Here is a 19,732-nt window from a genome sequence, read left to right on the forward strand (position 1 = left end):
CGGAGCCATGAGAGTCACGGTCAAGTCGAAACTCGCCGGCGCCTTCGGCGTCGTGCTGCTGCTCTCCGCGGCAGCGGGGGGACTCAGCTACGTCAAGCTGTCCGAGCTGGCCGCGAGCCAGGGCGTCCTCACCGGGAAGGCCGAGCGGGTCGCCCGGATCTCGGACCTGCAGAACCTCCTCAACACGACCGCCCGGACGGAGAAAAACATCATCCTCGAGACCGAGCCGACGCGGCTCGACGCCTTCAGCGCCGATCTCGCCGCGGCGCGCAAGGATCTCGCCAGGGTCAAGGATGAGCTCGAGCGGACGGCCAGCGCCGAAGACAAGCGCGCGCTCGACACCGTGTCGGAGAAGATCGGCAGCCTGTTCAAGGTGCAGGACGAGACCGTCCGCAACGGACGGCTGAACTCGAACGCCCGAGCCTTCCAGCTCTGGCAGAGCGAGACGATGGTGGCGATCAAGAGCATGAACGAGGCGGTCGACGGCCTCGTGGCCGGCCTGATCAAGCCCGGCGCGGGCGAGGAACATCTGCGGGTCGCGCTGGCGTTCGGCCAGGCCCGCGAGACCTGGCTGCGCTACACGCGCCTGGTCATGATGATGCTCAGCGCGGCCTCGCTTCCCGAGCTGCAGGAGGCCCTCAGAACGGCGCAGCAGGGCGCCGCCGCCTTTTCGGCCGAGCTTGCCAAGGCCGTCGCGGCGGCGAACGCCAGCGGCGTGTCCGCGACCGCGGCCGCGGCCAGCTACGAGCGGGCCCTCGCCTCGGCGGCGCGGGTCGTCTCGATCGCCGCGGAAGGCGGCAATCTGAAGGCCCAGGACCTCACGATGGGCGAGGGCCGCATCAGCCTCGTCGCCGCGATCGGCGCCCTCGACGAGTACGCCGGCGCCGTCAGGCACCAGATGGACGTCGTGGCCAAGGCCAGCGCGGCCGAGGCGGAGAGCGCGAAGCTGCTCCTGACCACCATGCTCCTCGCGTCCCTGCTGATCGCGGTCGCGGCGGCGACCTGGATCGCGCTTTCGATCAGCCGCGGCCTCGGCCGGGCGGTGGGTCTCGCCAACGCGGTCGCCCTCGGCGACCTCAGCCAGACGCTGCCCGTGACCTCGAAGGACGAGATCGGCGACCTCGTCACCGCGCTCAACGCGATGACCCAGAACCTCAACGCGACGGCCGCGGTGGCAGACGAGATCGCGTCCGGCAACCTGACGGTCGAGGCCCGGCCGATGTCGGGCAAGGACACCCTCGGCATCGCGCTCGAGAAGATGCTCGTCAAGCTACGCGAGGTCGTGTCGGAGGCGGTGGCGGCGGCGGAGAACGTCTCGTCGGGCTCCCAGGAGCTGTCGGCCTCCGCCGAGCAGCTGTCGCAGGGCTCGACCGAGCAGGCGTCATCGACGGAAGAGGCTTCGGCCTCGATGGAAGAGATGGCCGCCAACGTGAAGCAGAACGCCGAGAATGCCAGCCGGACCGAGACCATCGCGCATCAGTCGGCCAAGGACGCAGAGGCGAGCGGGGCGGCCGTCGGCCGGGCAGTCGAGGCGATGCAGACGATCGCACAGAAGATCACCATCGTGCAGGAGATCGCCCGCCAGACCGACCTCCTGGCGCTCAACGCCGCCGTCGAGGCGGCCCGGGCCGGCGAGCACGGCCGCGGCTTCGCGGTGGTGGCCTCGGAGGTGCGCAAGCTCGCCGAGCGAAGCCAGGCGGCGGCCGCCGAGATCGGCACCCTGTCGACCGACACGGTGAAGGCGGCACGGGAGGCCGGCGACATGCTGGGCAAGCTCGTCCCCGACATCAAGAGGACGGCCGAGCTCGTGGAGGAGATCACCGCCGCCTGCCGCGAGCAGGACGTGGGCTCCAATCAGATCAACCAGGCGATCCAGCAGCTCGACAAGGTGACGCAGCAGAACGCCAGCGCCTCCGAGCAGGTGTCGGCGACCTCCGAGGAGCTGGCCACGCAGGCCGAGAACCTCCAGGCGACGATCGCCTACTTCCGGATCGACGAGGGGGGCAAGGCCACCGACAAGGCCACCGACGCGGCCGTGGCGCAGTTGCGCCGGACGGCGGCGCGGATGGCGCCGCCTCCGATCACCGCCAAGGCCTCGGTGAAGTCGCCGGTGGCCAAGCGCGGCCGGCGGCCCGCCGAGGCGATCGGCGGCGGCTTCGCCCTCGACATGGGGCCCGGCGGGGACGAGCAGGACGCCGACTTCCGCCGCGCCTCCTGACGCCCCGTGCGGGGCGCCGGCCGCGCGGATAACCTCCGCGGCCGGCGCCCATAGACGACTCCATCAAGCTTTGGACCCCAGACTGGGCGCGCCGCGTCCGGAGGAGCCGATGTCGAACCCATCCCAGTACCTCACCCTCGGGTTCGATCGCGAGACCTTCGGGATCGGCGTCGAGCACGTCCACGAGATCCTCGACATGCGGCCGATCTCGGCCCTGCCGCAGGCGCCGGAGTTCCTCGTCGGCATGATCGACGTGCGCGGGCAGAGCTATCCCGTGGTCGATCTGCGCGCCAAGCTCGGTCTGCCGCCCGCGGCGGCGACCGCGGCGACGCGGATCATCCTGCTCAACGTGCCGCTGAAGGGGCGCGCGGTCCCGGTGGGCTTCATCGCCGACCGGGTGTTCGAGGTCACGGGCCTCGACGGCGACACCCTGGAGGCGGCCCCCGAGGTCGGCGGGCGCTGGCGCGCCAGCTACATCGCGGGCATCGGCCGCAAGGGCAGCGCCTTCGTCGTGGTCTTCGACCTCGCGTCCCTGATGGCGGGGGACGAGGCCGCCGCCCTCGTCCCCCCGCTCACCGCCTGAGGAGCCGGGGACCGCGATGCAGCCCGCCCGCGAGCACCTGAGCGAGCGCCACTACCGGTCGATCGTCGAGCTGATCGAGGGGCGGGTCGGCATCCAGCTCCCGGCGGCCAAGCGCACCATGGTCGAGGGGCGGCTGCGGCGGCGATTGCGCGCCCTCTCCCTCGACGGGCTCGGCGCCTATGGTCGCTACGTCTTCGACGAGGGGAACCTGGAGGCGGAGTTCGTCCACCTCGTCGACTGCGTGACGACGAACAAGACCGACTTCTTCCGCGAGCCGGCGCACTTCGAGTTCCTGCGCGACCAGATCCGCGCCTGGGCCGCCGGACGAGATCGCGGACGCCCCGTCGGGCTCAAGCTGTGGAGTGCGGCCGCCTCCACCGGAGCCGAGGCCTATACCGTCGCGATGGTGATCGACGACCTGGTCCGGCAGGGCGTGCCGCTCACCTACGCGATCCTCGCGACGGACATCTCGACGGAGGTCCTGGCCACGGCGAGGGCAGGCATCTATCCCGTTGAGATGCTGGACCAGATCCCGCCCTCCTTCCGGCGGCGCTACGTCATGGAGGCGCGCAACCCCGCCCGGCCGGTGGGACGCATCGCACCGGAACTGCGCCGCCGCGTGAACGTCCTGCGGCTGAACCTCATGGACGAGTCCTATCCCGTGGACCGGGACGTCGACGTCGTCTTCTGCCGCAACGTCCTGATCTACTTCGACAAGCCGACGCAGCGGCAGGTGATCGGGCGGCTCGCCGACCATCTGCGGCCCGGCGGCATCCTGATCGTCGGCCACTCCGAATCGATGGCGGGCGCGGGCGTCGGCGGTCTGCGCCAGCTCTCGCCGACCGTCTTCGGCAAATGAAGGAACCGCCGCCGATGCGCCAAACCCGCCCGATCCGCGTCCTGATCGTCGACGATTCCGCCTCCGTCCGGCAGGCGCTCGTCGATATCCTGCGGCAGGCGCCCGACATCGAGGTCCTGGGCACCGCGGCCGACCCCTTCGCGGCGGCACGGCGCATCCAGGCCGAGATCCCCGACGTCATCATCCTCGACCTCGAGATGCCGCGGATGGACGGCCTGACCTTCCTGCGCAAGATCATGGCGCAGCGGCCGATCCCGGTGATCGTCTGCTCGACCCTGACCGAGGCGGGCTCGCAGATGCTCTTCGCGGTGCTGGAGGCGGGCGCGGTCGACGTGCTGTCCAAGCCGCGGGTCGACACGCGCCAGTTCCTGATCGAGTCCTCCATCCGCGTCTGCGACGCGGTGCGGGCCGCGGCGCAGGCCCGGCTCGGTGCGAGGCCGCGCGCGCCTTCCCGGCTCGTCGAGGCGAAACTCTCGGCCGACGTCATGATGCCGCCGCCTGTCGCCGGCCGGGCCGTGATGCCGACCGATCGCATCGTCTGCATCGGCGTCTCGACGGGGGGGACGGAGTCCCTGCGCGACGTGCTCGAGCCCCTTCCCCGCGACTGTCCGGGCCTCGTCATCGTCCAGCACATGCCCGAGCATTTCACGGCCGCCTTCGCGAAGCGGCTCGACGGCATCTGCGGCATCACGGTCCGCGAGGCCGAGGACGGCGACGCCGTCGAGCCGGGGCGGGCGCTGATCGCGCCGGGCAGCCGTCACCTGCTCGTGCAGCGCACGGGGCGCAGCTACCGCGTCGCGGTCAAGGACGGGCCCCTCGTCTCGCGGCACCGGCCCTCGGTCGACGTGCTGTTCCGCTCCGCGGCGCAGAGTGCGGGCGGCAACGCGCTCGGCATCATCATGACCGGTATGGGGGACGACGGCGCGACCGGGCTCCTGGAGATGCGCAAGGCGGGGGCGACGACGATCGCGCAGGACGCGGAAAGCTGCGTCGTGTTCGGCATGCCGAAAGAGGCGATCGAGCGCGGGGCGGCGACAAAGGTGCTGCCGCTCGACAGCCTCGCCAACGCGATCATTCGGTTCGGTGTCAAAGCAGCCGGGTAAGCAAAGCTCGACCGGCAGCCCGATCTGCTGCTCCTTCAGGATGCCGATGATCTGTTCCTCACCGAACCGGCTCTTCTTCATCGTCCGCCGCTCCTCTCGACGGACCCTGGCTTCAGAACGAGGGCATGCCAGGGGGCAAGGTCACGGGCGATCTCGATGCGGCTGAAGATTCCTGGTTTCGCGATCGAAGTCGCCTGTTGATCAGTCATCGCAAAATCTGCCTGTCCGGCACGATTTCGCTCATCCGGCTTAACAAGCGTCATTCAAACCCGGAAAATGCTGATAATACAGCAATTTTCTGCAATCACATTCGGTGTTCTCAGTTAAGCAGATGCTCAGTCCATCAGCGCACCCAAAGTCTCAAAAAACTCTAGCATAAGCGCGGAAGGAGGACGTGATTCCAGCGTTATGGCGACGACATCGAAAGCCAATGTCGGCCTCAGAGGACGAAAGGACAGAGTATCGCCTTGCTCACTGAGACCGGTGAAACTGTCGACCACCGCCATGCCGACACCCGCTCGTGCGAAGCGGGCTGCGACGAAGAACGTTCGGGCCGAAGCGACCTCGTTGAACTCAAGTCCGCGCCTGCGCCGCCTCCTGCTCGAACAGCGCTCCCAGGGGGCCGCTATGGACAGGGCTGATGATTTCGCGCTCCCGCACGCTTGCCAGGTCGATGCGCGGCGGCGCGTCGGGCATGTCGCCTTCCCGATACAAGAGCCCCAACTCGCCTTCGCCAAGCCAGCGGTGCGCAAGCGGGAGGCCGGCAGGAACCTCGTAGGCGATGACTGCATCGGCTTCGCGTTCATAAAGCCGTCGGGCCAATTCATCGTGATGAACCGTCTGGAGGTCGAAAAACGTGCCCGGGCGGCGAGCGAGGAAGCGGGTCGCCGCTTGGGGCAAAAGATCGAGAGCCAGCGACGGAAGCGCTGAGATTCGGAGCGCGCGCCCCACCCCGCGGCGCAGATTCCGGCTGGTCTGACGGATCGAGGCAACCTTCGCCTGTACCTCGGCGACCTCTTCAAACAGTGTATGTGCATCCTCGGTTGGAACGAGTCGATTCTTCGTGCGCAGGAACAAAGGAAATCCGAGCCGCTGCTCCGCATGACGCAGAGTTGTTGTGACCGCCGGTTGCGAAATATTGAGGACTCTGGCTGCCGCGCTCACGGTTCCACTTACATAGACCGCGTGGAAGATTTCCATATGTCGCAGGTTCATCGAGATTCAGCCGGGATCGGGTCTGGAAACCATCGAGCAAACCATAACGTAAATTTATGAGCACGGAAAGGATTGCGATGGAGAACGCAACATCTTCCGCGCTATGCCTTGTTGATGGAGCCGAAGTCCGAGCAGCACATGGACTATCCCGGGTCGCTCACGAGGTTGGCGAAAGCACATAGCGGTGCCGGGATGGATGGCCGCTGTAGAAAGGCGGAAATCACGGCCAATCCCGCAAGGGGTTCCATGGTTGCAACGGTTCTTTTTCTGGCGTGGATTGTCGCCTACATGGACCGCGTGGTCATGGGGACGGCGATCATCCCGATGGCGAGCGAGTTCGGGCTCGACAGGGATCATCAAGGTCTCGTGCTGGGGGCCTTCTATGTCAGCTACGCTCTCATGCAGCTTGGAGGGGGATGGTTGACCGATCGGTTTGGCGCACGCCTCACCTTGATCGGCTGCCTTGCCTTCTGGTCGGCCTTCACGGGCATGACCGGGCTCGCCTGGTCCCTGGAGACCCTGCTTGTCGCGCGTCTCCTGTTCGGTCTGGGCGAAGGCGGCTTTGCCCCTGCGAGCGCAAGCGCGATCGCGACGATGTTTCCCGACAGATTCCGGGGGCGGCTACAGGCCCTGATGGGCAGCACAGTCTTCCTTGGCGGCGCGATGGGGGGCGCCACCATGGCATGGACGATCGCGCGATTCGGTTGGCGCGCCACCTTCATCGGGCTGGCCGTCGTGGGCTTTGCCGTCATGATCGGCTTTATCGCAACGTTGCCTAGCCGCCCCGCAACCTGCCGCGAGCTCTCGTCCCATCCCCCGATCCGCTGGCGCGACGTCGCCGTCGCGCGTGGATTATGGCCGACCGCACTGCTCTGGTTTTGCATCAGTTTCACCTCTCTCGGGCTCCAATCGTGGATGCCATCCTATCTCGTCGCCACACAGAACATCGATATCGTTCATGTGGGCATCTACTCGATCATTCCGGGGACATTGGGATTTCTGGCTACCAATCTGGCCGGACGACTTCTCGATGTCATGGGGATGGAAGCGTCCAAATATCTCATCATAGGCGGCGCCGGCGCAATCCTGTTCAGTGTCGTCCTGCTTCTGCTCTCGCCCTCTCTTTCCCTGCTGCTGATCGCCTGGTCTTTCTACATGCTGGCCTTCGGCTGCCTTTACGCAAGCGTGCTGAGCGTGCCGGTCAAATCCCTGCCGCCTGCTATCGCAGGGCGCGCGATGGGCATCATCAATTTTTGCGGTCAGATCGCGGGCGCCATTGCTGCCGTCACGGTCGGAAAACTGATGACGGTGGCTCAAGGAGATTTCAGGATGGCTTTCTCTGTCTTTGTTGCCGCAAGTTTGATCGGATTAATCCTCTCCTTGCCGATGGCAAGATTGTATAAAACTTCCATCAAATGATCATATCGTATTAATAATAGAATGAATTTCGTGGAAATTTCGCGATTGGCAGGAAGTATAATGAAGATATATTGTGCTGGCCTCCTCACAGAGACCAATTGCTTCGTCAATCTGCCCACCAGCCTCGACACTTTTCTCAAGGGGAGAATCTTGCCTGGCGCCTGCCCGGTCGATGCCCCCGCGGTCGGGGCCGAACTCATGTTCGCGGCCAAGCGCAGGGCTGCGGCCGGCGAGTTCGAACTCGTGGAGGGGAGCTGCTTTCGCGCCTCGCCCGCCGGCCCGACAAGCACGCAGGCCTACGAAATGATGCGCGGGACACTGTGCGAGGAACTGCGCGCGGCGCTGCCTGTCGATGCGGTGCTTCTCGGCTTGCACGGCGGAATGTTCGCCTACCGCTATCCCGATACCGAGGGCGACCTGATCGCTCATATCAGGGGTGTCGTGGGGCCGGATGTCGTGATCGGCGTGGAGTTCGATCCCCATTGCATCGTGAACGCGCAGCGCCTCGACAACGCGGACATCGTTGTCCTGTACAAGGAATACCCCCATACCGACATCGTCGAGCAGGCCGATCGGCTGATCGATCTGGTAACGCGTGCCGTCGCCGGGCAATTCCGTCCGGCCGTTTCGCTGTTCGACTGCCGTCAGGTGGACAGCTACCCAACGACCGGCCCCGCCATGCGAAGGTTCGTCGACAAGCTGAAAGACATCGAGAACGCGGATGGAAAGGTGGAGAGTATCTCGCTCGTTCACGGATTCGTTTACGGGGACTCTCCGGACCTCAGCACTCGGCTGCTGGTCATCACCAACGATGCCAAGGATCATGGGGATGCGCTCGCGACCCGGCTGGGCGAAGAGTTGATCGCCTTGCGGGGGCAAACCGCCTCTCCGCTGTTGGACATCGATGCCGCCATCGACCAAGCGATGGGGGCATCCTCCGCTCCCGTCGTGATAGCCGATCCCACCGACAATGCGGGGGGCGGAGCTCCCTCGGACAACACCGATGTCTTGGCTCGCCTGATCGAACGGAAGAGTTCCAACGTCGCGGTCGGCCCCATCTGGGATCCGGGCGCCGTCCGGCTATGCGTGGATTCCGGCGTAGGAGCATCGATTCCGCTGAGGCTGGGCGGCAAGGTCGCCTCGACTTCGGGAGTGCCGCTGGATTGCCAAGTCACGGTGACGGGCGCGCAACTGCAGTCCTGGCAGGTGTTCGGCAGCAGCCGCGTCCCGGCCGGGGAAAGCGTTGCGATCCGGATCGGTGAAATCGACGTGGTCCTGACCAGTGAACGAACCCAGGCCTTCAGTATCGATCTCTTTTCCCACGTGGGCATCGACGTACAGCGGAAGCAGGCCGTGTTCCTCAAATCCGTCAATCACTTCATGGCATCCTTCGGTCCGATTGCCAGTCAAGTCCTCTATGTGAACGGAGGCGGACCGTTGCAGCGCGATTATGCGAAGTTGCCCTACCGTCACGTTCGCCGGCCGCTCTGGCCGATCGACGAGCGCGCGAAGGGAAGTCTGATTTACTGACCGCGCAGGCTCACGCCGTCACGATCTGCCGATTTCCGGAACACGCAGAGTTCTCAAGACCGCTTCGTCTGTTCTCTTGGAGGAGTGAATACCCATGACACCCGACTTTTCGGCCTCGAGCCGGAGCGCGAGGCACTGCGGTGCGCTGGCGGTGCTGCTCGCCGCGCTCGCCGGCTCGCCGACCGCTTCGTCGGCGCAGACCGCCGTCACCACGACGACGGCGACCGGCGTCGGCGACGGACGGGTCTCCGCCTTCTACACTTGGACGGAGCAACTGCCCGACCGGCCGGGAAAGCTTCTGCGGAGCGAAGCGCTTGCCCCCGACCAAGGCTTGGCCGACGCAGGCGAGCAGCGCCGCATCCTCTACACCGCAACCGACGGTGTTGCCGGGCAGGGCATCGTCGCGGTCTCCGGCGCCCTGTTCCTGCCGAAGGGGGAGGCGCCGAAGGGCGGCTGGCCGCTCGTCGCCTGGGCGCACGGCACGGTCGGCATCGCCGACATCTGCGCACCGTCCTGGGCCGGCCGCAGCTATCGCGACACCGCCTATCTCAACGCGTGGCTGCGCAAGGGCTACGCGATCGTAGCGACCGATTATCAAGGGTTGGGTACGCCGGGAACGCATCCTTACAATCAGATGCGGCCGCAAGCCTACAGCGTCCTCGACGGCATCCGCGGCTCCAAGGCGGCCGAGCCGCGACTCGGAGAGAAATCGGTCGTGGTCGGCCAGTCGCAGGGAGGCGGCGCGGCCTTCGCGACTGCGGCCTATCACGCGGCCTATGCCCCGGACGTGGCGCTCGTCGGCGCGGTGGCGACCGGCACCCCCTATATCACCCCGACCTTCCTGTCGGCCATGGGGAAGGGCCTGTCCGACAAGGTCGACCCGACGCTCGCCTATCACTTCTATCTGGCGCTGACGGCGGGGGGACCGGGCGCGGTCGAGCGTATCTTCACCGAGCGCGCGCAGCCGGTCGTCGCATCGGCCGGTCTGAGTTGCATCTTTGCCGCGCGAGCAGATGTGATCTTCGCGCAATTGACCCCGGCCAACACGCTCAACCCGGCCGCGCTCGGGGCATTGTTGCCGCGCATCTTGGCAGTGACGCGTTATCCGACGCTGCGCCCGGATGTGCCTGTCTTTCTCGGCACCGGCAGTCTGGATGCGGACGTGTCGCCGGTCGCGCAAACGCAGCTTGCTCGGGATAGCTGTGCGTCTGGCGCAGACGTCACCTTCCGATTGTATCGGGATGGGGATCATTCGGGCGCCTTCGTCGCCTCGCTGCCGGATGCGTTCGCTTTCGTCGAGCAGGTGATCACTGGACGGTCACCGGTCTCCAACTGTGCCGATCTCCCGAACTGACGCTGGGTCTGCCCACCGCAGGCGACGCAGCCTTCCACTGCATCATCCGCGCCTTGAGACGTAGACACCTAGCGTTAGAGCCGTGCCCGACCTCGTTGGGTCGGGCACGGCTTCGAGCTTTTGCTGTGATGCACGTCCTTGCGCCGAAGACTCAGGCCGCCAGCATGGCAACAATGTCAGTAAAAGGTGTGTGTCCACATAGATAAATTGCAATACATGAGGCGAGCTGTGATGCAAATATCGCGATAGGTGTTGGGCATTGTAATTCTTTGCGCCTTGCCGGAAAGAACATTCGGGCAATCTGTCCCGAGGGTCAATCCGGCTCCAGAGCAAGCCGCCGTTTTTCCCGGGCGCCCATCCCCAGGCGTCGCGCCCCCTCCGGCGTTCGGCATCGACGGATTCACCATTTCCTCGACCCTGTCGGTCGGAACGATGTTCCGCACGTCTCCCTTCGATCGAAGCTTCGTGGCCGTATCGAACGGAGGCACCTCTCTCAGCGCCAACAACGACGACGGCACTCGGAATTTCGATCCTGGACTTGCGCTTGTCGGCATTCGGGGCCGAAGCATTCTGACATGGTCTCACGACCAGTGGGATGCCAAATTGGATGGCGTGTATTTCACCAACTACATCAATTCGAACGGAACCGTCAGGCTTTCCCCCGAAGCCCATCACGAGTTGGGGCTCGGCGGATATCTGAACGATGCCTGGATCGGCGTGAGGCTCGGCACCGACGGTCAGCCCATACAGCTTCGCCTCGGAAATCAGATCCTACGCTGGAACGTGACCTCGTTCGCCCTCGGAGCACAGATCATCAATCCGCAGATCGCAAGCCGGATCTTCCTCCCGGGAGCCGGATTGCTGGACTCGCTCAAAGCAATTCCGATGGCGACCATTTCGACGAAACAGGCCGGCGGTTGGGGACTGGAGGCCTTCTACAAATTCGATTTCGCGCCGACCGAGCTATCGCCGTGCGGATTCTTCACCGCCGTGAACGACTATCAGTGCTCGGGTGGGCGCGTTCTGACTCTGTCAGGACTCGTTCCGGATACCGGCCAATCGTTTGTCACTCCTCAGACCCCGTTCGGTTCAGCCGTCCCGCGCGGTCCCGATCGGGTCGAAGGTGGGCTGCGGAATTTCGGCATCAACGTGCAGACGCCGGAATTTGGCGGGCCGGCAAAAGCTTCATTCAACTTGATTGCCGCCAACTATACGGATCCCATCGGTATTGTCGGAGTAAAAACAGGAACTCTTAGTGATCTCAGAGGCATAACTGCATCTAATTACGTAGGAGGTTCAAGATTTTACAGAGATTTCACCGGAGACATCGCCTTGATTGGATTTTCTTTCCGATCAAACCTATCTGAGACAACAAAATTACGAATGGAATACAATGCACACTTGGGTCAGCCGCTTCAATATGACGATCAACTGATCATCACTGGATCGCAACTGCCAGCCGCGGTTGCTTCCGCATGCGGTGTCAACACCAACTCGGCCGCATGCCGAACTGCGGTCACGCGAGCCAACGCCAATCCCATCATCAGGAGCATGGGGGGTATAACGACCACGAACTTTGCCCAATTCTTTGGCCGAGACTTCGAGGTCTCCAAACCGTACGATCTATCTCACTTCGCTGTTGGAGCGGATCAGGCGCTGCCTCCTATCTTAGGATCGTCCGCTTGGTTTGCTGGCGCAGAATTCGGTGGGTTGTACGTCCATGGTTATGATCCGACGACATCGATACCACTCGATCCTGCGAACACCTCGCCACGAAGGGGAACTCCCAATGGGATCGCAACGCCTTTTTCATATGGTTACAGGCTGCTCACCCGCTTCGTATACAAGGATGTTCTTGGCCTCTTGAGCATAGCGCCATCCTTTGCCCTCCAGCACGATGTCAAAGGATTTGCACCGTATCCATACGGAATATTTGCTCAAGGACTGGTTAGATTTCGCACGAGCATAGATATTGCAATCACTGAAGATATTACGGCAAATATTACTGGCGTATTTAGTCTCACAAGTGGATACAGGGCAGACGTGATTTCGGATAAAGATCATGTCTTGGCGTCTTTGTCGTACAAGTTTTGATGATGCAGGCTGAGATAGCTCCCGAGATGGCTGGACAAGGTCCCGTAATTATAGAAGTGTGAGAGCCTATTTGACTACGCTGCGCAGTCTTTTGTGCGGTGATCGGCGTGCAGGAGGCGGTGGCAGTTGGCGAGGCTGATGGCATCCTCGGCGGCCGCCCGGCGGAGGCTGACCGAGAAGGCGGTGGCGGCCGGCGACAAGCGGGCCGTGTTCGTCGGGATCGAGGCCTACGAGGAGGCTGGCGGCGCCGTACTGCGCGACCTGTTCCAGGAAGACCGGGGCGGCTGGCTCCAGGACGTCGCCCTCCTCGATCGCGAGCGCCCGCACGAGGCGCCGGCAGCTTTCGGCGTTGGGGCAGATGCGCACGACGCAGGTGCGCCTGCGGATCTCCTCGTTGAGCCGTTCGAGCATGTTGGTGCTCTTGAGATGCTTGTGGTGCCGGCCCGGCAGGGTGAAGAAGGTCAGGGTCTGCTCGATGGCCTCCTCGATCCATCCGGTCAGGCGCGGATAGCGGCCTGACCACTTGGCCCGCCACGCCGCCACGTCTGCCTTCGCCTCGGCGAGATCGCGGCGATCGCAGATCCAGCGCAGTTCCTGCACATCGACCTTGCCCTGGTGAAGCTCGTGCAGTCCCGCCGGCTGGCTCGTGCGGGTGGCGATCTGCGGTTGGATCCGGCGGAACTGCACAAGCCTTTCCCGCAGGCCGGTCATGTCGATGCGGCCATGGACGCCGATGTGCAACAGGCTCGTGGTGCCCCTCAGGCTTCAGTCCGGCGGTCGCCCCGGCGATGCTGCCGAACGCATCGCGTATCGGCGTTTAGTAAGCTTCTCCGGCGGGGGTCAGGATCACCCGCCGTCAATCGCTCGAACAGTTGCACGCCTACGCCGCGCGTACGGTGGCGAGGAAGCGCCCGACCTCACCCGCCAGATGCTCGGACTGGCGCGAGAGTTCAGAGGCCGAGGCGAGGACCTGGCCGGCCGCCGCGCCGGTCTCCTCCGCCGCCCCCACCACGCCGGCGATGTTGCTCGTCACCTCGCCGGTGCCCACCGCGGCCTGCCCGACGTTGCGCACGATCTCCTGCGTCGCCACGCCCTGCTGCTCCACCGCCGCCGCGATCGACGCCGCCACCGTGCTGATCTCACGGATGCGCCCCGCGATGCCGCCGATGGCCGAGACCGCCTGAGGGTGCCAGACAGATCATCGAGCGCTGCGAGAGCGCGGTCAGCCGTGAATCGTCCAACGCTCGGCCAGTGCGGGCTCGCGCGCCTCGACCTCTTTCGTAAACGCATCGTCTAGCTGCGGCCGCAGGCCGACCAGGGCCCGATGCTCACGCTGCGCCGCCGAAACCAGCGTCGCGATGGGCGCATCGTCCAATGCGCTTGCACGCTGCGCGACCTCCGCCAGATTCTTGTCGACCTCCGCGCGCGTGGCGACGAGCTTCTGCACCGTCTCCCTCGCTTGCGAGCTGCCTGCCACCAGGCTGCTGAAGCTGTTCGATCGTTCGAACCGGATGGCCTGCAAGGAACTGAGTACGGCCTCGTCGACGAGAGCCTCGTATCTGGACGCCCGTGCGCTGGCGGCGACGGTCCGAGCGTCCAGGAATCTGCCGGCGGCGCCCGCGACCAATGCCAAGCCGAGGATGCCGACCACGGCGAAGAGGCACATCCTCAAGGAGACTGAAGGTATACGCATCAGCAAAGCCTGGTTGGCGTTCGCTTGCTATGGGCACGCTCCTCTTGAATTTTTCATTAACTGCGGCCCAAGCCTCACGATTGCGTTCCGGGGTCCAGACGCGTCCGGCGGCCGTTTCGAGGAAGTGGTCGGGGTCGATGATCGCGCGGGCGCAGGCGCACCTGATCGCGGCACGGCCTACGCGGACTCATCGAGGTCGCGGGCATGCAAAGGCGAGGGAAGGTCCTACTCCCCTCCCCACCCTCATCCTGAGGCGCCGGAGCGCAGCGGAGGCCTCGAAGGGGGCTCCAGGAATCACACGCGGGATCTGGAGCCCCCTTCGAGGCCGCTCACGCGGCACCTCAGGATGAGGGGCGAGATGGGATCACTGCAGTCAAACAGGCTCTCAGACTCCGACTCCGAGGACCGAATCATCACGCCGCCGCCGCTACCCCCGTGAGTCGCGCTCAACGAGAGTTGGTATAAGCCCTGGCACGGAAACGAAGTTTCCACGATTTTCGACTAAGAGCGAGCCATGGTCTGGCTCGTTTCGCTCATGGTCGTGTCGGGGATGGTGTTTCTCGTCTTGTCCCTGCCATCGATCGCGTCGATCCTGCGCACGCTTGGTAATGGTCGGCTGCGGACACGCTGGATGTGGCTTCGCGGTCTCATCGTCGCGTTCCTGCTGGGATATGCGGTGTTCGGGTTTCTCCATGTCGGCGCGCCGATCTCGACGGCGGACTTGGTCGTCTCGGCAATCCTCGCAGCCGGCGGCGCCTTCGTCTTGATCGTGGCGCAGCTTTCCGATCTCACCACCAGTGATATCGCACGCATCGCTGCACTCGAGCGGGACGCGATCCGCGACCCGCTCACCGGGCTCTTCAATCGCCGCTATCTTGAGGCTAAACTTGACGAAGAGATCAATCGTTCGCGCCGGTCCGGGGCGCCCTTTTCCGTGCTCATCATCGACCTCGATCATTTCAAGCATATCAACGACACTTACGGGCACTTGGCCGGAGATTTTGTGATTCGACACGTCTCCAATCTGCTTATTGAGCAGGTTCGGGCGGGCGACACGGTTGTCCGCTACGGTGGTGAGGAGTTTGTGGTCCTGGCGCCTGACAGTGATCTTGACGAGGTGATGGTGTTCGGTGAGCGAATTCGCGAAGGGATTGCTGCCGACGTTGTGCCCTTGCCGGATGGCCGCGAACTGATTGTCACCGCGAGTCTTGGCGCCGCCATGTTCGTGGCGGATGAAACCCCGGCTCAATTCCTGCGCAGGGCCGACGAGGCACTTTATGACGCCAAACGCAGCGGTCGAAATCGGCTTTGCCAGGCTGCTGGCGGCTGCGAACGAGCTGTGGCCTGAATTTACCACCAATTTACCACCCTGGAAGACTTGAGATAGTGCCGAGACGGCCCCGTTTTTGATGCCCCGTCGGCGAACCCTACGCGCATGTCGGCTGAGCCACGAGTCGGGCGAAGGCGGAGCGTCGGGTTCGGGCGACGAGCCGGTCGAGGTTGATCGCTGCGGCCATCGGCAGATGCTGGCGGCATGTCTCGGCCAGGCCGAGAATTTAGCGGCTGCGAACGCCGGCTGGCGCGCCCGTGCCGCGACGAGCGGTGCAGCGGCAATTTTTCATGCGCGCCTCGCGGGAAAAAGCTCCCCACTCCATTTCCTCACGCCGCACGCACTGTCGCGAGGAAGCGCGTGACCTCGGCAGAGAGGTGCTCGGATTGACGCGACAGTTCGGACGCCGCCCCGAGCACCTGGCTCGCCGCCGTCCCTGTCTCCTCCGCCGCACTCGCCACGCCCGTGATGTTCGTCGTCACCTCGCCCGTGCCTGCCGCCGCATGAGCCACATTCCTGACGATCTCTTGCGTCGCCGCTCCCTGCTCCTCCACGGCCGCCGCGATCGAGGTCGCGACCCCGCTGATCTCGCGGATGCGCGCCGCGATGCCGCCGATGGCCTCCACCGCTTGGCCCGTCGAGCCCTGGATGCCCTGGATGTGCCCCGTGATCTCCTCGGTGGCCTTCGCCGTCTGCGCGGCGAGTTCCTTGACCTCGGCGGCCACGACGGCGAAGCCGCGGCCCGCCTCGCCCGCGCGCGCCGCCTCGATCGTGGCGTTGAGCGCGAGCAGGTTCGTCTGGCCGGCGATGGTCGAGATCATGCCCACCACGTCCCCGATGCGGGCCACCGCTGCCGACAGCGCCTGAACCAGTTCGCCGGTCCGATCGGCCTCGGCCACCGCCAGCCGGGCCAGCTCGGCCGAGCCGTCCACCTGCCGCCCGATCTCCTGCACGGAGGCGCCGAGTTCCTCCGCCGCCGCCGCGACCGTCCCCACGTTCGAGGCCGCCTCCTCGGCTGCCGCCGCCACGGTGGTGGATTGCGAGGCGGTCTGCGTCGCCGTCGCCGTCATGGTCTGCGCCGTGGCCTGCAACTCGGTCGCCGAGGACGACACCATCCCGACGATACCGCCCACCGCGCCTTCGAAGGCATCGGCCATCTGCCGCATGCCCGCCTTGCGCTGTTCCTCCGCCGCCAGCCGTGCCGCGGCCGTTTCCTCTTCCAGCCGGCGCGTGCGCACGAGGTTGTCCCGCGAGGCCTCGACCGCCTGTGCGATCGCACCGATCTCGTTGCCGCGCCCGAGGTAGGGCACGGCCGCCTCCAGGTCCCCCGTGGCGAGGGCCCGCATCCGCACGATCAGCCGATCGATCGGGCGCGTGACGCCGCCGAGCACGAAGACGATCCCGGTGAGGCCGCAAGCGAGCGCGAGGCCGCAGAGCAGGCCGGTCAGCCAGATCGCGCGATCGTAGGTTCCCACAGCCTCGCTCTGGGCGCGGTCCCCTCCTTGGACGTTCAGGGCGGTGTCGCGATCGAGCGCTTCGAGCGCCGCCTCGAAAGGTTTGCGCGAGGCGGAGAAGAGCTCGTTCGTGCGTTTCTGATCGCCGGCCTGGGCGGCGAGCGCCTTGCGCTGCGCGAGGTAGTCGGACCAGTGCCGGCCGAACGCTGCCCACAGGGCACGCTCCTCGGGGCTCGCGATCAGGGGCTCGTAGCGCTGCGACACCGCCTCGATTGCCTTGAGACGGTCGGCCGACAACTTGTCGAGCTCGGCGACGGCCTCGAGGGCCGTGACGTAGCGCGCATCCATGAGGCGCAGTCGTGTGATCCTATACTTCAACTCGCCGATCTCGCGCACGCTCGGCATCCAGTTGGTGACGATGTCGACGGCATTCGCGTTGACCGTGCGCAATTGCATGATCGCCAGACTACCTTGGCCTGCGATGGCAATCGCGAGGAGAACGATCACACCGATGAGGATATGCTTGACCTTGATGCGCATAACGGTCGTCTCCAGAAGACGGAGCAATCATGATGGTTTTTCGTTAACCAAAAATGAGTCCTCCGACCCGGATCGGAGTGGTGGATCACGTCGCGCGGCTTGCGTTGGGTGACGGCCATCTCCAGGGCGTCCAACACCAATTCCGAGCGCAGGTGGTTGGTCGTCGCCCATCCGACGATCTGGTAGCTGAAGGCGTCGAGCACCCCGCGAGGTAGAGGAAGCCGGCAGCGATGGGCACGTCGGTGAGATACTGTCGGCGAAGTCATGCAGCCTGGGCCAGGGCAGCGAACCGGGTCACGCGCGTCTTGGCCCGCGGCACCCCTGCCAGCCGGTGGACGGCCCGCGCGGCGTTCATCGCGGCCGCCACGCAGACTGTTGCAGTCCAGTCTTGGCTTGGCCGATGTAGCGGCTTCTGCGCAGGCCGAAGGCCCGCACGCCTTGCGAGAGCGTGCCCTCGATCCCGGCACGGATGCATCTGAACGACGGTGGATGCGAGAGGGTCTATGTCCGGAGCATGCCGTCCCTCGGTGAACTCACAGTTACACTCATGGCTCTCGGCAACTTGCAGCCCGTCTGGATCCGCTGCCTGTCTCTTGGTGTGGATGTCGTGCTGGACTGCAGCTTCTGGCGACGGGCCGAGCGCGACCACGTGCGCGACCTCGTGGAGGCCTGCGGCGGCCAGGCCTTCCCCTACAACGTCGTGTGCCCAGACGCGGAGGCGCGTGGCCCTACGCAATGGGGAGGCTGGACAGCCTTTACATTGCCCCGCAGACCTTCGACATGCTGCGGGTACGCTTCGAATCCTTGCCGACGAGCGCTACCGTGACGCACGATCCACGCATCCCCGCGAGGGGTGAGCGCGCTTCAACACGACGCGGCATCGAGGGCCATGAGAATGCTATCGCGGTAGATCCCCTCATGCTTCCAGTCGCGTACACGCCGTCCCTCCACTACGAAGCCGAGGCGTTTGTAGAGAGCGCACGCCACCGTGTTGTCATGCAGCACCGATAACTCGACGCGCTCAAGCCCTCGATCGCGTGCCCGCGCGAGCGCTTGTGTTAGGAGGCGTCGGCCCGAGCCCCTGACCATGATGGCTGGCCAGCAGGCCCATGCCGAGGCTGCCGACGTGGGCTCGCATGGGCGATGCGTCCGGGGTGATGTCGCACCAGCCGAAACATGGAAACCATCGTGAACGATCTGGCTATCTATTCCCGATACGCAACCGCTCGCGATGCTTTTCTGAACCTGGTTGCTCGTCAGCCCGAAGTGCGGATCAGTCGCTACGAACACCCCGAGCCTGGACCGGACGGGAAGCCGCTGTTCGTGGACACGGCTTGGCTTGGACGCAAATCCGCGAAATCCGTTCTCGTGCTGATCTCGGGGACGCACGGTGTGGAGGGCATCGCCGGTTCGATGATCCAACAGGAATGGCTGGCTCGGGGTGAGCCGTCACACCTCCCTGACGATGTCGCCGTGCTCCTCATCCACGCTCTAAACCCTTGGGGGTTTGCGTGGTTGCGGCGCCCGACCCATGAGAACGTCGACCTGAACCGCAACTGGCTGGACTTCTCCGCGCTCCTTCCCGGCAATGCGGCCTATGGCGAGATTGCCAAAATCGTTGAGCCGATACGACGCGAGGATGCGCGAATGCGCCGTCTGGCGCCGCGCCTCGTCAGCTATGCTCTGCGACACGGTCGCTACGGGCTCGCGCTGGGGCAAGGGTTGCGTCGTATCCGCGCGGCGGTCAGCGGCGGGCAATACGAGCATCCGAATGGACTGTTCTTCGGCGGTACCACGCCGGCCTGGTCGCGCGGAGTGCTGACTCGCATTCTGGTCGACCAGCTCGCCGACGCAAGGCAGGTCGCCATCATCGACTTCCACACCGGGCTCGGACGCAACGGTGCCACGGAAAAGATGATCTCCGCACCTCAGGGCAGCGAGCGAACCATCCGGGCGGATCAGTGGTTCGGCGGAGGAATCACCCCGGTCGGGGGCGCGTCTTCCTCTTCGGCCAGTATCGAGGGAGACCTGATGAGATCAGTGCCGGAACTCATACCTCACGCCGAAGTCAGCGCGGTCGCGCTAGAGTTTGGGACGAAGCCTTCGCTTCAGGTTCTCCAGGCCTTGGTCGCCGACAATTGGCTGCACGCACATGGCGATCCCCTCGGACCGGAAGCACCGGCGATCAAGCGGCGGATCGTCGAAGCGTTCTTCGACGACAGCGACCGTTGGAGAGAGGCTGTTGTCGCGAGCACTTTCGACACCTGCCGGTCTGTACTGAAAACCCTTTCCGTGCTTGTGGATTAGATCCGCGGAACGCAGCATCCGAGGCGACCAAGG

Annotated in this window: 13 protein-coding genes and 3 pseudogenes; 10 read left to right on the forward strand and 6 right to left on the reverse strand. The window is 64.9% G+C overall.

What is annotated here, in order from left to right; all coding sequences use genetic code 11:
- Positions 1–7: 7 nt before the first annotated feature.
- From PGN25_12320 to PGN25_12335, 4 genes are all read left to right on the forward strand, one after another.
- Positions 8–2,218: a methyl-accepting chemotaxis protein gene (locus PGN25_12320; GenBank protein MEH3118342.1), complete on the forward strand. Its 2,211-nt coding sequence runs from the start codon at positions 8–10 to the stop codon at positions 2,216–2,218.
- A 109-nt stretch (positions 2,219–2,327) separates the two neighbouring features.
- Complete coding sequence (locus tag PGN25_12325; GenBank protein ID MEH3118343.1) at positions 2,328–2,801, forward strand: chemotaxis protein CheW; 474 nt, start codon at positions 2,328–2,330, stop codon at positions 2,799–2,801.
- Positions 2,802–2,817: 16 nt separating this feature from the next.
- A complete protein-coding gene (locus PGN25_12330; GenBank protein ID MEH3118344.1) occupies positions 2,818–3,660 on the forward strand; it encodes a chemotaxis protein CheR in 843 nt (280 codons plus the stop codon).
- Positions 3,661–3,674: 14 nt separating this feature from the next.
- Complete coding sequence (locus PGN25_12335; GenBank protein ID MEH3118345.1) at positions 3,675–4,763, forward strand: chemotaxis response regulator protein-glutamate methylesterase; 1,089 nt, start codon at positions 3,675–3,677, stop codon at positions 4,761–4,763.
- Between the two features lie 573 nt (positions 4,764–5,336).
- On the opposite strand, the gene PGN25_12340 is transcribed toward PGN25_12335, so the two are convergent.
- A complete protein-coding gene (locus tag PGN25_12340; protein MEH3118346.1) occupies positions 5,337–5,978 on the reverse strand; it encodes a LysR family transcriptional regulator in 642 nt (213 codons plus the stop codon).
- A gap of 138 nt (positions 5,979–6,116) precedes the next feature.
- On the opposite strand from PGN25_12340, the gene PGN25_12345 reads away from it, so the two are divergent.
- The 4 genes from PGN25_12345 (at position 6,117) to PGN25_12360 (ending at position 12,375) form a co-directional block, all read left to right on the forward strand.
- A complete protein-coding gene (locus tag PGN25_12345; GenBank protein MEH3118347.1) occupies positions 6,117–7,397 on the forward strand; it encodes an MFS transporter in 1,281 nt (426 codons plus the stop codon).
- A 21-nt stretch (positions 7,398–7,418) separates the two neighbouring features.
- On the forward strand, positions 7,419–8,927 hold the full coding sequence (locus PGN25_12350; protein MEH3118348.1) for a M81 family metallopeptidase: 1,509 nt from the start codon (positions 7,419–7,421) through the stop codon (positions 8,925–8,927).
- Between the two features lie 94 nt (positions 8,928–9,021).
- Complete coding sequence (locus tag PGN25_12355; protein MEH3118349.1) at positions 9,022–10,281, forward strand: hypothetical protein; 1,260 nt, start codon at positions 9,022–9,024, stop codon at positions 10,279–10,281.
- Between the two features lie 252 nt (positions 10,282–10,533).
- Positions 10,534–12,375 (forward strand): DUF1302 family protein, encoded by a 1,842-nt coding sequence (locus PGN25_12360; protein MEH3118350.1) that lies wholly within the window; start codon positions 10,534–10,536, stop codon positions 12,373–12,375.
- A gap of 306 nt (positions 12,376–12,681) precedes the next feature.
- Here PGN25_12360 and PGN25_12365 read toward each other — a convergent pair.
- The 3 genes and pseudogenes from PGN25_12365 to PGN25_12375 all read right to left on the reverse strand — a co-directional run bounded on the left by PGN25_12365 (position 12,682) and on the right by PGN25_12375 (position 14,026).
- Positions 12,682–12,975 (reverse strand): annotated as a pseudogene (locus PGN25_12365) (transposase).
- A gap of 280 nt (positions 12,976–13,255) precedes the next feature.
- A pseudogene (locus PGN25_12370) lies at positions 13,256–13,558 on the reverse strand (methyl-accepting chemotaxis protein).
- Between the two features lie 39 nt (positions 13,559–13,597).
- Positions 13,598–14,026 carry a hypothetical protein gene (locus tag PGN25_12375; GenBank protein ID MEH3118351.1) on the reverse strand — a complete coding sequence of 143 codons (429 nt, stop codon included), beginning with the start codon at positions 14,024–14,026 and terminating at the stop codon, positions 13,598–13,600.
- Positions 14,027–14,582: 556 nt separating this feature from the next.
- On the opposite strand from PGN25_12375, the gene PGN25_12380 reads away from it, so the two are divergent.
- Entirely contained in the window at positions 14,583–15,416 is an 834-nt protein-coding gene (locus PGN25_12380; protein MEH3118352.1) for a GGDEF domain-containing protein, read from the forward strand.
- A gap of 311 nt (positions 15,417–15,727) precedes the next feature.
- Here the strand turns inward: PGN25_12380 and PGN25_12385 are convergent, their stop codons facing one another.
- Together PGN25_12385 and PGN25_12390 are read right to left on the reverse strand one after the other, a co-directional pair.
- Positions 15,728–17,392 carry a methyl-accepting chemotaxis protein gene (locus PGN25_12385; protein ID MEH3118353.1) on the reverse strand — a complete coding sequence of 555 codons (1,665 nt, stop codon included), beginning with the start codon at positions 17,390–17,392 and terminating at the stop codon, positions 15,728–15,730.
- Between the two features lie 262 nt (positions 17,393–17,654).
- Positions 17,655–17,863, reverse strand: a pseudogene (locus tag PGN25_12390) (transposase).
- A gap of 705 nt (positions 17,864–18,568) precedes the next feature.
- Here PGN25_12390 and PGN25_12395 point away from each other — a divergent pair.
- On the forward strand, positions 18,569–19,699 hold the full coding sequence (locus tag PGN25_12395) for a M14 family metallopeptidase (protein ID MEH3118354.1): 1,131 nt from the start codon (positions 18,569–18,571) through the stop codon (positions 19,697–19,699).
- Positions 19,700–19,732: the final 33 nt, after the last annotated feature.

Source organism: Methylorubrum populi, from assembly GCA_036946625.1.
Lineage (GTDB): Bacteria > Pseudomonadota > Alphaproteobacteria > Rhizobiales > Beijerinckiaceae > Methylobacterium > Methylobacterium populi_C.

Bases quoted from the DNA above. Each gene is read 5' to 3' on its own strand.
- PGN25_12320 (MEH3118342.1), top strand. From the start codon at position 8: ATGAGAGTCACGGTCAAGTCGAAACTCGCCGGCGCCTTCGGCGTCGTG.
- PGN25_12325 (MEH3118343.1), top strand. From the start codon at position 2,328: ATGTCGAACCCATCCCAGTACCTCACCCTCGGGTTCGATCGCGAGACC.
- PGN25_12330 (MEH3118344.1), top strand. From the start codon at position 2,818: ATGCAGCCCGCCCGCGAGCACCTGAGCGAGCGCCACTACCGGTCGATC.
- PGN25_12335 (MEH3118345.1), top strand. From the start codon at position 3,675: ATGCGCCAAACCCGCCCGATCCGCGTCCTGATCGTCGACGATTCCGCC.
- PGN25_12340 (MEH3118346.1), bottom strand. From the start codon at position 5,978: ATGAACCTGCGACATATGGAAATCTTCCACGCGGTCTATGTAAGTGGA.
- PGN25_12345 (MEH3118347.1), top strand. From the start codon at position 6,117: ATGGACTATCCCGGGTCGCTCACGAGGTTGGCGAAAGCACATAGCGGT.
- PGN25_12350 (MEH3118348.1), top strand. From the start codon at position 7,419: ATGAATTTCGTGGAAATTTCGCGATTGGCAGGAAGTATAATGAAGATA.
- PGN25_12355 (MEH3118349.1), top strand. From the start codon at position 9,022: ATGACACCCGACTTTTCGGCCTCGAGCCGGAGCGCGAGGCACTGCGGT.
- PGN25_12380 (MEH3118352.1), top strand. From the start codon at position 14,583: ATGGTCTGGCTCGTTTCGCTCATGGTCGTGTCGGGGATGGTGTTTCTC.
- PGN25_12385 (MEH3118353.1), bottom strand. From the start codon at position 17,392: ATGCGCATCAAGGTCAAGCATATCCTCATCGGTGTGATCGTTCTCCTC.
- PGN25_12395 (MEH3118354.1), top strand. From the start codon at position 18,569: ATGGAAACCATCGTGAACGATCTGGCTATCTATTCCCGATACGCAACC.